General features: G+C 41.8%; 15 protein-coding genes and 1 tRNA gene. All 16 read right to left on the minus strand.

The features are described 5' to 3' along the window. Positions 1-115: 115 nt before the first annotated feature. Positions 116-727 (minus strand): acyltransferase, encoded by a 612-nt coding sequence (locus ACZ8ZH_RS11685; RefSeq protein ID WP_119063485.1) that lies wholly within the window; start codon positions 725-727, stop codon positions 116-118. Next, entirely contained in the window at positions 720-1316 is a 597-nt protein-coding gene (locus tag ACZ8ZH_RS11690; protein ID WP_086208357.1) for an IMPACT family protein, read from the minus strand. Before ACZ8ZH_RS11690 ends, ACZ8ZH_RS11685 begins: the two co-directional genes overlap by 8 nt. Before the next feature lie 263 nt (positions 1317-1579). Next, entirely contained in the window at positions 1580-2326 is a 747-nt protein-coding gene (lptB, locus tag ACZ8ZH_RS11695; protein WP_110975170.1) for an LPS export ABC transporter ATP-binding protein, read from the minus strand. After that, the gene (lptA, locus tag ACZ8ZH_RS11700) at positions 2326-2892 is read right to left on the minus strand and encodes a lipopolysaccharide transport periplasmic protein LptA (RefSeq protein ID WP_086208359.1); all 567 of its coding nucleotides are present in this window, start codon (positions 2890-2892) and stop codon (positions 2326-2328) included. Before lptA ends, lptB begins: the two co-directional genes overlap by 1 nt. Next, the gene (gene lptC / locus ACZ8ZH_RS11705; protein ID WP_086208360.1) at positions 2882-3424 is read right to left on the minus strand and encodes an LPS export ABC transporter periplasmic protein LptC; all 543 of its coding nucleotides are present in this window, start codon (positions 3422-3424) and stop codon (positions 2882-2884) included. The genes lptA and lptC overlap by 11 nt, the downstream gene beginning before the upstream one ends. 34 nt (positions 3425-3458) lie before the next feature. Further along, positions 3459-3998, minus strand: a complete 540-nt coding sequence (locus tag ACZ8ZH_RS11710) for a KdsC family phosphatase (protein WP_110975171.1) — start codon at positions 3996-3998, stop codon at positions 3459-3461. Positions 3999-4001: 3 nt separating this feature from the next. Next, a complete protein-coding gene (locus ACZ8ZH_RS11715; RefSeq protein WP_086208362.1) occupies positions 4002-4979 on the minus strand; it encodes a KpsF/GutQ family sugar-phosphate isomerase in 978 nt (325 codons plus the stop codon). A gap of 276 nt (positions 4980-5255) precedes the next feature. After that, positions 5256-5999, minus strand: coding sequence for an adenosylcobinamide-GDP ribazoletransferase (locus tag ACZ8ZH_RS11720; RefSeq protein ID WP_119063486.1), 744 nt, complete (start codon positions 5997-5999; stop codon positions 5256-5258). Continuing rightward, on the minus strand, positions 5999-6601 hold the full coding sequence (locus ACZ8ZH_RS11725) for a histidine phosphatase family protein (RefSeq protein WP_119063487.1): 603 nt from the start codon (positions 6599-6601) through the stop codon (positions 5999-6001). Before ACZ8ZH_RS11725 ends, ACZ8ZH_RS11720 begins: the two co-directional genes overlap by 1 nt. A 2-nt stretch (positions 6602-6603) precedes the next feature. After that, positions 6604-7656: a nicotinate-nucleotide--dimethylbenzimidazole phosphoribosyltransferase gene (gene cobT, locus ACZ8ZH_RS11730; RefSeq protein ID WP_119063488.1), complete on the minus strand. Its 1053-nt coding sequence runs from the start codon at positions 7654-7656 to the stop codon at positions 6604-6606. Beyond that, positions 7653-8171 carry a bifunctional adenosylcobinamide kinase/adenosylcobinamide-phosphate guanylyltransferase gene (gene cobU, locus ACZ8ZH_RS11735; protein WP_119063489.1) on the minus strand — a complete coding sequence of 173 codons (519 nt, stop codon included), beginning with the start codon at positions 8169-8171 and terminating at the stop codon, positions 7653-7655. The genes cobT and cobU overlap by 4 nt, the downstream gene beginning before the upstream one ends. Further along, positions 8162-8809, minus strand: coding sequence for a 2'-5' RNA ligase family protein (locus tag ACZ8ZH_RS11740; RefSeq protein ID WP_119063490.1), 648 nt, complete (start codon positions 8807-8809; stop codon positions 8162-8164). Before ACZ8ZH_RS11740 ends, cobU begins: the two co-directional genes overlap by 10 nt. 147 nt (positions 8810-8956) lie before the next feature. Further along, a tRNA-Gly gene (locus tag ACZ8ZH_RS11745) sits at positions 8957-9032 on the minus strand. Between the two features lie 64 nt (positions 9033-9096). Beyond that, positions 9097-10518: a cysteine--tRNA ligase gene (gene cysS, locus ACZ8ZH_RS11750; RefSeq protein WP_119063491.1), complete on the minus strand. Its 1422-nt coding sequence runs from the start codon at positions 10516-10518 to the stop codon at positions 9097-9099. Positions 10519-10663: 145 nt separating this feature from the next. Continuing rightward, entirely contained in the window at positions 10664-11206 is a 543-nt protein-coding gene (locus ACZ8ZH_RS11755; protein WP_110975178.1) for a molybdenum cofactor biosynthesis protein MoaE, read from the minus strand. A gap of 1 nt (position 11207) precedes the next feature. Continuing rightward, positions 11208-12233, minus strand: a complete 1026-nt coding sequence (gene moaA / locus ACZ8ZH_RS11760) for a GTP 3',8-cyclase MoaA (protein WP_119063492.1) — start codon at positions 12231-12233, stop codon at positions 11208-11210. Positions 12234-12377: the final 144 nt, after the last annotated feature.

The raw sequence follows: 12377 nt of genomic DNA on the forward strand, positions 1-12377 counted from the left end.
TACACCGCATTTGGCATAAGGTCTCATTGTTGTTCTAAACTTAGCATATCTTTTTTTTTGATGGCAGATTTTTATGTAATTAAGTATTGATAAATGTTCAAGATTCTTTGATGTCTTAATCACGTAAACGAATAAGCTGAGCAGGATTGCCTGCCACAATGGATCGCTCCGCAATATCTTTGGTCACCATACTATTCATACCTACCACGGCATGTGCACCAATTTTCACTCCATCTTTCACGCCCACATGTGCCCCCAACCAAACATCTCGTCCAATTTCTATCCCTCTTGAACGTACAGGCTGTTGATAGATCGGATCACTGAGTGCCATGCCATGATCAAAGGCATATAAGTGACAATAGGCTGCAATACGTACTTGATCATCTAACTTAATCCCCACACGGCCACCATCCAAAATACAATGATGGTTGATTGCGACCTCGTTGCCAATCTCTAAAGGCCCGTGCAAAGTACAATCAGCAGCAATAAACGTGTTGTCCCCAATAATAATTTTGCGGCCTGGCTCTGCGAAAATGTGTGCCAATGGAGAAATAAAACAGTTTTGACCAATTTCAACGGTTTCCATTTCCATTAAGTAAGCTTGGTACTCTTGCTGCCATACCTCAGCCCACATCCGATTTTTAGGCTTGAGTGACCAATACAACCATGGCATATAATTTAAGCGGTGCTTATGCTGTTCACGATATTTTAATAAGGGATCAGTCATGATGGTCATCCACAATTTTTAATGCTTCACGCCCACGGGTTAGGTCTTGTATTTTAACTGCGAGCGCTTCAATCTGATGCACTTGTAATAATGCCTCTACAAGCACGCCCTCCGCAGTATATTGCTCATTAAACTCAATCTGCCCGCTATTTAGCTCATACTGGAAAATTGCCCATTCATTAAATTGACAGGCAAAATGTACTTTTTTCTTTTCAATCAGCTCGATTTTTTCAGCCAACAGTAAACACTGTCCTGCTGTTCCACCATAAGCACGTACCAGTCCACCTGTGCCTAGCTTGACACCACCATACCAACGATTGACCAAAACCAAAACATTGGTTAGTTCATTACCTTCAATGGTGGCTAAAATAGGACGACCTGCAGTACCTGAGGGTTCACCGTCATCATTAAAACGAACATTATGACCAATTTTCCATGCCCAACACTGATGTGTGGTGCTGATATCTTTATATTGCTCTAAAAAGTCTTTAACAGCCTGTTCATTTTCAACAGGCACAGCAAAAGCTTGAAAACGACTTTTTTTGATGTCTTCTTCATAGCTTACTAAACTAGAGATGGTAAATGGCATAACGTAATTTTTAAAAATTTCACAAAAAATTATAACGTATTTTCAATCAGCTATCGTATGAAAATGGCTCATTACTTCAAACCAACACGATGATCAAATAGGCAATGCATAGCAGTATAAAAGGGAAAAGATGCTTTAAATGCTCTACGATCAAACATAGAACAAAAAAACGAGCTATGTAACTGAGTCAAAATGGGATATCCATAACTCTAAAATTTCAGCTCAAAATCTGCGCCAATCAGACCAATTGGCGCAGCAAAAACTTATACAGTAAAGTCATCACCCAGATAGACTTGGCGCACGGTTTCATTGGCTAAGATTTCATCAGGAGAACCTTCAGCAATTACCGCACCCTCACTGACAATATAAGCACGCTCACAAATCGCTAAAGTCTCACGAACGTTATGGTCTGTAATCAATACGCCGATCCCGCGCTGTTTCAATGTAGTAATAATATCTTTAATATCACCGACTGAAATTGGATCAACTCCAGCAAACGGTTCATCCAATAGCATAAATTTTGGATCAGCGGCCAATGCACGTGCAATTTCCGCACGACGACGCTCACCACCAGAGACACTCATACCCAATGAATCTTTAATATGACTGATTTTGAAATCAGCCAATAATTCATGCAAACGTTGTTTACGCTGCTCTTTATTCAAATCTTTTCGTGTTTCCAGAATCGCCATAATATTTTCAGAAATGGTGAGTTTTCTGAAAATAGATGCCTCTTGCGGCAAGTAACCAATACCTTTACGCGCACGTTCATGCATGGCCAAATCAGACATATCCAAGTTATCAAGATGAATTTCACCTTTATCCATGCGTACCAGTCCAACCACCATATAGAAGCTAGTGGTTTTACCCGCACCATTTGGTCCAAGTAAGCCAACAATTTGCCCACTTTGCATGCTAAAAGATACATCTTTTACCACCCAACGCTTACTGTAGTTCTTCGCAAGATGCTTGATGCATAAGGTCTGTGGCTGATTGAGAGTTTGCTCCATTAGTCACGCGCTCCAGGGAAGGATTGAGAGGCTGAAGGTGGAATCACAATTTGAACTCGACCGCCCGATGAACCACCACTACTCGGTGTACCAATCGCTTCAATATCCCCTTTGTTCATACTATAACGCAGCGTATTACCCCGAATACTGGCACCATCCTGCTCCAAAAGTGCACTACCTGATAAGGTAATAATGCCTGTTTCTGCATTATAAATAATCTTTTGCGCCTGACCTTTGGCAATGCCTTTATTAGTACTGACTTGCTGCTGAAAACGTGCAGGCTTGCCATTTGCAGTAATGGTACTGATTTGACGGTTTTGGTTCAAATTCGCAACAATCGAGTCAGCCTGAAGTTTCATTGTCCCTTGTTCAATAATGACATTACCCGTATACGTCGTGACTCCTGTTTTTTCATTAAAGGTTGCACGATCTGCCAACAATGAAATGGCTTTAGTTCGATCACTTGGTAATGCTAAAGCAAAAGTTGAAACTGCTACACCTAAGCTCAGTGCAAGCGTTTGCTTGAGGAAAGTTTTCGAAATAGAAAATTTTGGATTATGGTTCATACTTCCCTCGAATATGGAAAAAGTCATATTGACCCGTATTTAAATTTGCTTTTAAACCCTGACTGACAAATTCTGCTTGTGGTGTTGTGACCACCACTTGCTGTTGAGATTCAAGTTCACGTGTTTTTGGAAAAGCAGTCAGTTCGACCGTCTCAAACTGCATACGGCCATGATCTAACATTTTTTGAGCAACAACCTGATTCGTTAATACGACTTTTTCGTTGTCATTAGAGCCATTCGCCTGCTTTGCATAGAATATGGCATCGACTTTTCCTGCTTTATACATTTCAGCATTTAAGTTTTCTAACTTCGATGTCTTCTTTTGCATATCTTGCTCAAGACGATCTATCTTTGCTCGGACGTATAGATTTCCCCGCTCATCCGTTTGTGTCAGCTGGATCTTCTCAGCAGAATAGGTCATGCTCTGTGCAGAATCGACTTCGAGCTTATGCCCCTTTCCACTATAATAGTAATAACCACTGCTGATAGCAGCAATCGCTACGGCAGTGATATATAAAACTTTAGTATCCATAAATGTTAACTAAACTCTCATGCATGCATACTGATTAATGCGGGACTGCGGTATACTTTTCAAGTAAAGTTTCGTATACGCCTTTGGCTTGTAAAATCATATCGCAAATTTCACGTACAGCACCACGACCACCCATCGCTTGAGTGACTAAATCCGCACGACGACGAACCTCTAAGTGACCATTCGGTACTGTAACTTTCATACCAGCAATCGCAAATGCAGATAGGTCTGGCCAGTCATCTCCCATATACAAACAGTCCTCTGGCACAATGCCGAACTTTGCACAAGCTTCGCGTAGCGCCACACCTTTGTCTTCACGGCCTTGATAAACAAGGTCAACGCCCAAATCAGACATGCGTTTTTCTACGATCTGGCTCTTACGACCCGTGATAATAATCACTTTAACGCCAGCCTGCTGAACCAATTTCATACCTAAACCATCACGGATATCGAAGGATTTAATTTCGTCCCCAGAGTTGGTTAAAGTTACAAAACCATCACTCAAAATACCATCGACATCCAAAACTAGAGCTTCTACATGACGTGCTTGTTCTAACAAAATATAAGAAGCCATTTCTTAGTTCACCCCAGCTTGAATCAGGTCATGCATACTCAACACACCAATCACTTTATTGGCATCATCAACGACGACAAATTGGTTAATTTTCTTTTCGTTCATTCGCTCTAAGGCTTCGACAGCACGTGCTTCGGCAGAAATTGTCAGTGGATTTTGAGTCATCACATTTGACACAGCCAAGTTCACATCAAAACCTTGTTGCTTATCAATCAAACGACGTAAGTCACCATCGGTAAAAATACCCAACAGTCGATCATTTTCATCCACAATTGTGGTTAAACCTAGGCGTTTGTTTGAGATTTCGTAAAGAACTTTGTTCATTGCTGTATCTGGAGACACTTTTGGTAACTCATCCCCTGTATGCATTAAATGTTTCACATGCAACAACAGACGTTTACCGAGTGCACCAGCGGGATGGGAACGAGCAAAGTCATCTGACGTAAAACCACGAGCTTCGAGTAGTGCAACAGCCAATGCATCTCCCAAAGCTAAGGTTGCTGTGGTACTTGATGTTGGTGCCAAACCCAATGGGCACGCTTCTTGGATATCACCTAAGGTCAACGCCACATCAGCATTTTGTGGCATTGGTCCACGTTCATCACCACTGATGGTAATTAAAGGCACACCTAAATATTTAATCAAAGGCATCAGCATCATAATTTCATCACTCTTGCCCGAGTTTGAAATCGCAATCAGCACATCACCTGCAACCAACATCCCCAAATCACCGTGACCAGCCTCACCAGGGTGCATGAAAAATGATGGCGTGCCTGTAGAAGCAAACGTAGCTGCCATCTTTCGTCCAATATGTCCCGACTTTCCCATTCCAGTTATGACTAAACGCCCTTTACACTTTAAAATAATTTCACATGCACGAGTGAAACGATCATCTATTTGCTGTGCAAGAACTGATAATGCTTGTCGCTCTATCTCAAGAGTTTCTAAAGCCACTTTTTGGAAATCAATAGGATTTGACATATTTTCAGAATTCAATGCTGTTTTACCTGAATTGCATGATGATATTAAACACTACCATCACATAAAAAATAATTTCCAAGATTTTATCATATCTAGGTTGTCAACTAGCGTGGAAATCTTTGGATTTTCACAACATATCTACAAATGATCCATTCGAACAATTGAATCTCTATTTTAATGATCTATATTGTCCGCTTTTATACTGATGCTTTTACCATTCGATCAAGATCTGCTATCGCTTTACATCAAACGACGATTTTTTTTGGTTTATAATAGTTAGGCTAAATAAAATACAGCAAACACAAAACTCAATAATGTGGCTAATTCAATTATTTCAATACTTGCCCCGATGGTATCGCCTGTCACTCCCCCGATGCGCTGTATAAATTTACACCGTAAATACCACAATGCTAAATAAAATGAGGCAAGGACAACAACTCCAATCCATGCCCAATACAAGGCCACTAAAGGCGTAAGCAGTAAAAGTGCTATTGCGATTGGGCGAGCTAGATGTTGACCCAACTGGCTACCAAGTCCTTTTTCACGTACATAGTCTGTGCTTAAAAAGAAAAAAAGAGGTACGAGACGCCCTAACAGAGGAAAAAGCATCAGCGCTGTATACAGCTGTTTTTGTAATAACACATATAATACCGACCATTTTAATAGGCACATAATGACAAGACTGAGTACACCTATAGGCCCACAACTCGGATCTTTCATGATCGCCAGTGTGCGTGCTTTATCGCCAAAACCACCAACCCAAGCATCTGCGGTATCGGCCAAACCATCCAGATGCAAACCACCTGTCAGCCAAATCCAGAGCACTAGAATTACACTGCTTAATAGCACAACTGGCAAAGCATGTAATAACAGGGCAATTCCATACAGAATGCTTCCTATGAGCAAACCCACTACAGGATAAAACAACAATGCCTGCGCATTTTGCTGAGGCGTTGGCATTGCGCTTAAGCGAACTGGAAACGTCGTTAAAAACTGTAATGCAATCCAAAAAGGTGTCATTACACATCCTCACTTTGAATAAACTGAAGCTGCCCTTGAGTAAAAACAAAGCAGTTCAACTGCCCTAACTCTGCTGACATTTTTAAAAGATCATTATCATGCTGTTTTAGCGCTTGGCATTTTAAGAGTTTAATCACTCCAGCATGGGAAATAATCAATGCACATGTCCAGCCCTGCGTATGCATTTGTTGGGTCAACCTCTCTACAGACTTTAGAACGCGGCTTTTAAATACCAATAGGCTTTCTGCCTGAGGCGGGGTAAAGCTTAACGGTGTTTGCCAAAATTGGGCCAACTCATCTGGAAAGAGTTGATAAAGTCGCTCAGTCGGCTGAGCTTCCCATTCTCCAAAATCCATTTCTTGCAAATTCGGTTCTATAAACAAAGGAAGCTGTTTTTGCTCGGCCCATTGCTCTGCAAACAAACGGCAGCGCTGTAGCGGTGAGCTATAAATGACATCCCATGCCTGACTAACCTGCTCAGCCTGCCTGAGGGTAGATTGCATTTGCATCCAACCTTTCGCCGTCAAAGCATCATCCGTTTTACCCCGTAGGGTATGACTTAAGCTGGTTTCGCCATGGCGCAGAAAATCTAAATACAACATCTTTAAACTTTCTCACCAATCACTGCTGCTTCAGCAAATGTTGCCATCTCATTATGTAAACGACAGGCGAGTTTGATCAATCCAAGTGCAGCCCCTGCACCACTGCCTTCTCCCAACCGTAGGTTCAGCTTCAATAAAGGCATCGCTTTAAGTTCTTGCAACAAACGCACATGACCATATTCAGCCGACTGATGTCCAAAAAGCATCCAAGCGCGAACCTGTGGATTTAAACGTACTGCGAGTAACGCCGAAACAGTACTGATAAACCCATCCACCACCATCGGCAGACCCAATTGCGCACAGCGAATATACGCGCCTGTCATGGCTGCGATTTCAAGTCCACCCACGGCACATAAGGCTTTAAATGGATCGTTCCCGACATATTGGGCATGCAGTGCAAGTGCTTGGTCGATCACCTGTTTTTTATGTATCAATTGTTCAGTACGGATACCCGTTCCAACACCTGTTAACTTTTCAGCAGGTTCAGCCAATAAAAAACAAGCGACAGCTGAGGCTGAACAGGTATTTCCAATTCCCATTTCACCCGCAACATAGATATCCGCCCCATAAGCGATGGCATCTTCCACACTTTTTTGACCCAAAGCAAAAGCATCTTCACACTCAACCTCAGTCATAGCCAGAGTTTGAGCAAAGTTAGCCGTACCCGCGCGGATGCAGTGGCGTTCAACTCCGACATATTCATAAGCTTCACCGACTGAACCACAGTCGATGACTTGTAATTTAGCTTGATACTCTTTGGCAATCACACTAATACACGCCCCACCTGTTGCGAAGTTCTGCAACATTTGACGTGTCACCGCTTGTGGATAGGCAGAAATATTTTCTTCCATCACCCCATGATCACCTGCAAAAATCGTAATCCATGGGCGGTCAATCTTAGGTTTTACAGTGTTTTGCAAACTGGCTAAGGTTACAGCAACCGATTCAAGCTCCGACAACGAGCCGGTCGGTTTGGTCAACTGTGACTGGCGTACTAGGGCTTGAGTCAATACTGACTCACTCGGACTTTGACATGCTTCTAACCACCAACTCACACTTGTTCTCCTTTTAAAATCATGGGAAATCCTGCCACGCAGAACACCACTTTTGTTGCGATTTGACCTAACTGCTGATGCAATCGCCCTGTTTCATCGACAAAGCGACGGCTAATTTGCCCCATTGGAACCACACCTAAACCTGTTTCATTACTCACTAAAATCAGCTCGGACTGTAAACTTCCCACAACATCTAACAACTTCTGACATTCTTGAACTTGTAAGTTTGAGTCAGTCTGCATCAGTAAATTACTCATCCATAAGGTCAGACAATCGACTAAAATGGTTTGGTTTGGGCGATCTAATTTGAGCAACTGCTCTGCAAGATAAATGGGTTCTTCACACAGCCCCCAATCTTCGGGTCGTTGCTGCTGATGGTGTTGAATACGCGCTTGCATTTCCCCATCTAAGGCTTGTGCTGTGGCGACATAGACCACTGGCTGCGCTAACTGTTGTGCAACCTGCTCTGCCAAGCGGCTTTTCCCCGAACGTGCACCACCTAAAATCAGTTGCATTGTGCATTTCCCAACTTAATTTGTGTATGTGAAAACAATGGCCCTTGTAAAACATCTGCCTGATAAAAACCAAACGTGAGCTTTGAGATGTGTAAGCTATAGTTGATGTCTTCAATTTCAGCCATACGTGTCAATACATGATCACTACTTAACGCTTCACGGTATAGACCTAATGTAATATGCGGACAATAACTTAATGCCGCGACTTCCTGCGATGTATGCAACAATGTTTTTCTAATTTTTTCCAACACGCCTGCGGTATCATCCACTTTTAAAAATAAGGCACTTTCAAAACTATTTAATCCACCTATCTGTAACTGAAAAGATTCTAGCTTTAAATTTTTAAGACGTTCAAGCTGCTGATTCAGTTGCGCTCGACTAAAGTCGTCCGACTGTGTTGCCTGTTCTACCCAAAAACCAGCAACAAATAAGGTGATATGAAACTGCCGTTGATTCGGTTGATAAAGTAAATCTGAAAACTGCTCACGAAGCTGGGTTAAATAGCTGACCAAAACAGGATCATTCACTTCAATATACCAAAGTGCATAGTGCTCACGTCCCAAATGCCATTCAGGATAGTCTCGATCTTCAGTCGGTACGACAGTGCTATTGGGTTGAAGGAACACAATTTTATTCACAAATGAAGATGAATGATTTAAGCATATTTTTGGCAAAATGATGGGCTGAAACGCCGAGATAATTTCACATTTAAATGAATTATTTTCAACACACTCAAATTACAGACATAAAAAAACCTCAAGCTAAGCTTGAGGTTTTTTAAATTTTGGAGCGGGAAACGAGACTCGAACTCGCGACCCCAACCTTGGCAAGGTTGTGCTCTACCAACTGAGCTATTCCCGCAATATGGATGTGCATTATAGAGAGTTTCATCAAACTGTCAACACTCTATAATGCAATTGCTGAATTAATCAGCACGACGCCAAATTGTCCCTTGACGAGTGTCTTCCAAAACAACACCCTGATCAAGCAAAGATTGACGAATTTCATCTGCTTTGGCAAACTCTTTGGCTTTTTTAGCGTCTTGACGTTGTTGAATCAAATCTTCAATTTGCTCTTCAGACAAAGCCAAAGCCTCTTGCCCAATGTCAGATTTCAGAAACTCTTCAACATTGTGCTGAACCAAACCTAAAATATTAGTTAAATGACGCAAGGTTGCATAGTAAATTGCCGCTTGCTCAGCGTGTTGCTCTTTCACTGCACGGTTCAATTCTTTGTTAACTTCAAACAATACCGCAATGGCTTCGGCGGTATTAAAGTCATCCCGCATGGCACTGTTGAAACGCTCAAGCAATGTTTCATCCAAGGTATCGACGTGCGTATCACCATAGGCTTGTTGATATGCCTTAAATGAATGGTAGAAACGTGACAGTGCTGTTTTTGCTTCTTTTAAAGCAACATCAGAGAAGTTCACAGGACTACGATAGTGCGATGACACAATAAAGTAACGAATCACTTCAGGGTGAAACTTATCCATCACATCACGAATGGTAAAGAAATTGCCCAATGACTTCGACATTTTCTCGCCATCAACGTTAATGAAACCGACATGCATCCAGTAGTTGACATACTGCTCACCAGTTGAAGCCTCAGACTGTGCAATTTCATTTTCATGGTGTGGGAACATGAGATCCGAACCACCACCATGAATGTCAAAATGGTTCCCTAGGCAGCAAGTCGACATGGCAGAACATTCAATATGCCAACCTGGACGACCTTTACCCCACGGCGAAGCCCATGCAGGTTCATTTTCTTTGGCATGTTTCCAAAGCACAAAGTCAAAGGGATGTTTTTTCTCAACTTCAACATCGACCCGTTCAGATGCACCCGCTTGCATGTCTTCCAGTTTGCGACCTGAAAGACGACCATATTTGGCAAATTTTTCTACTTGGAAATACACATCACCATTGGTAGATGGATACGCAGTGCCTTTTTTAACCAAATTGCCAATCATGCTCTGCATTTGGTCAATATAATCCGTTGCACGTGGGGCTTCATCTGGATGTAGACAACCTAAGTTTTCAGCATCTTCATTCATGGCTTGAATAAAGCGATCTGTTAGTTGAGTAATCGACTCGCCATTTTCATTGGCACGCTTAATGATTTTGTCGTCAATGTCGGTAATGTTACGCACATATTTCACGCTCCAACCTTGGCTACGCAAGAAGCGAATAATATAGTCAAATGCAACCATCACGCGCGCATGTCCAATATGACAGTAGTCATACACCGTCATACCGCAGACATACATATCAATATGCCCCTCAACACGAGGTACGAATTCTACTTTTTTGCGTTGCTCTGAGTTATATAGAACAAATGGTTGCATAGCGATTCAAAAGACTTTAAATATAAGAATGGATTATCTTAACCTAAGCATTATTTTTCATAAAGTTTTCAGAAGATTTTTCTTCAAATTATCTCACCGCTTTCCTTTTTAAACTCATCAAGTGCTAAATTTTCTCATGCAAATCTTAAAGGTGCCACTGGTAAATATTGGCATTGAATAATGCGCTTTGCTGGGCATGAACATACGCATGATCACAGTGCTCGTGGCTATGAGGTTTTGGCACTTCATGGTCTTTTCGAATACAACAACCTTCGACATATTGACTGCTACCATCCAGATAAAACTCTTCTTTCCATACAGGAACTTCATGTTTCACTCGTTCGACAGCTTCCTCACAGGCTTGAAAGGCTTCATGGCGGTGCGCAGCGTAAGCCATCGCAATAATGGCAGTATCGCCAATAGCTAAAGTACCAATCCGATGTACCACCCGAACATAAGACACGCCATATTTGAATTGGATCTCTTGTTCAATTTGACGAATCATTTTTTCAGCGACAGGTGCATAAGCACTATATTTCAATGCTTGGACAGCTTTACCTTGATGGTGATTTCGCACCGTACCAATAAATATACCCATAGCGCCGCACTCAGGAAAATGATGGATACCATCAAAGTCATTTTGACTAAAAGCAGATGCTTGAATACGTGAAAACTGTTTTAAGGTCATTTTAGCCCCCAATCATATGCATACTGATTTTGCGAATAGGTTGGAGTACTTGCTGTTGAATAGTCTGAAAGCCCTGTTCTTTATGCCAGATATAAGTCATCAACTTACTTTTCAAATGCACAGATGCATGTTGATAATCTTGAGCAAGCTGTTGAATATCTGGTTTCAGTTTTAAACCTTGCTTAGCAAAGAGACAATTATAAAACTCGCCCTGCGCATTCAAGCGCAGTCGATCACACTCCCCACAAAACGAGTTGCTAATGGTCGATATAACGCCAACCACACTGCCATCCACCCGATAACTACGCGCTGGATTGGCACCTTGTCCCTCAAGCACTTGCACCGTAAATTGTGAGCTGAGTTGAGACAAAATTTCTTGCTCAGTTATAACATCAGCTTGCGACCAATTTTGATCGCCATCTAAAGGCATAAACTCAATAAAACGTAGTTCTAGTTTTTGCTGCTTGGCCCACTGCACCAAAGGAATAATTTGATCCTCGTTCATTCCTTTCATAAGGACTGTATTGATTTTAATGTTAAAACCAACATCTTGTGCGGCTTGTATTCCCTCAAGCACAGTATGGAGTTGTTTCTTGGTCAGTCTTTGGAATTGATCCGCATCTAAGCTATCCAGACTAATATTTAAGTCATCCAGTCCAGCTTGTTTTAAAGCATCTGCATATTGTTTTAAATAATGACCATTGGTGGTCATTGAAACACGCTTGAGACCCATTTTTTTTAACGATTGGAGTTGCTCGATAAAATGCACCACTCCCTGCCGCATCAATGGTTCTCCCCCCGTAATACGAATCTGCTCAATTCCTTGTCGCACCATAAATTCACAAAAATGATAGAGTGCTTCAAAACTCAGTAGATCATGTTTTTTCATCCATTCAGGATGTTCAGGCATACAATAGACACATTTAAAATTACAACGATCCGTCACGGAGATCCGTAGCTTTCGCTTTTCTCGCCCAAACTGATCTTGAAATACGCCAATTGCGGCTAACTGTGTCATGCTGTTCATCTGTCTTGCCTACGCATCATTTGCGCTGTTATTGAACAGTTCAAATTTCACGCCCTAATTTCTTGGTTTTAAAACAGCAATAAATGTTCCAACTTTGTGCTATTCAACAGATTGAATACGCTCAAGTCATAACACGAATAGAAC

Source organism: Acinetobacter sp. SW-226, assembly GCF_055632855.1.

Excerpts from the sequence above, each read along its gene's own strand:
- ACZ8ZH_RS11685 (WP_119063485.1), bottom strand. The coding sequence starts at position 727 with ATGACTGATCCCTTATTAAAATATCGTGAACAGCATAAGCACCGCTTA.
- ACZ8ZH_RS11690 (WP_086208357.1), bottom strand. The coding sequence starts at position 1,316 with ATGCCATTTACCATCTCTAGTTTAGTAAGCTATGAAGAAGACATCAAA.
- lptB (WP_110975170.1), bottom strand. The coding sequence starts at position 2,326 with ATGGAGCAAACTCTCAATCAGCCACAGACCTTATGCATCAAGCATCTT.
- lptA (WP_086208359.1), bottom strand. The coding sequence starts at position 2,892 with ATGAACCATAATCCAAAATTTTCTATTTCGAAAACTTTCCTCAAGCAA.
- lptC (WP_086208360.1), bottom strand. The coding sequence starts at position 3,424 with ATGGATACTAAAGTTTTATATATCACTGCCGTAGCGATTGCTGCTATC.
- ACZ8ZH_RS11710 (WP_110975171.1), bottom strand. The coding sequence starts at position 3,998 with ATGGCTTCTTATATTTTGTTAGAACAAGCACGTCATGTAGAAGCTCTA.
- ACZ8ZH_RS11715 (WP_086208362.1), bottom strand. The coding sequence starts at position 4,979 with ATGTCAAATCCTATTGATTTCCAAAAAGTGGCTTTAGAAACTCTTGAG.
- ACZ8ZH_RS11720 (WP_119063486.1), bottom strand. The coding sequence starts at position 5,999 with ATGACACCTTTTTGGATTGCATTACAGTTTTTAACGACGTTTCCAGTT.
- ACZ8ZH_RS11725 (WP_119063487.1), bottom strand. The coding sequence starts at position 6,601 with ATGTTGTATTTAGATTTTCTGCGCCATGGCGAAACCAGCTTAAGTCAT.
- cobU (WP_119063489.1), bottom strand. The coding sequence starts at position 8,171 with ATGCAACTGATTTTAGGTGGTGCACGTTCGGGGAAAAGCCGCTTGGCA.
- cysS (WP_119063491.1), bottom strand. The coding sequence starts at position 10,518 with ATGCAACCATTTGTTCTATATAACTCAGAGCAACGCAAAAAAGTAGAA.
- ACZ8ZH_RS11755 (WP_110975178.1), bottom strand. The coding sequence starts at position 11,206 with ATGACCTTAAAACAGTTTTCACGTATTCAAGCATCTGCTTTTAGTCAA.
- moaA (WP_119063492.1), bottom strand. The coding sequence starts at position 12,233 with ATGAACAGCATGACACAGTTAGCCGCAATTGGCGTATTTCAAGATCAG.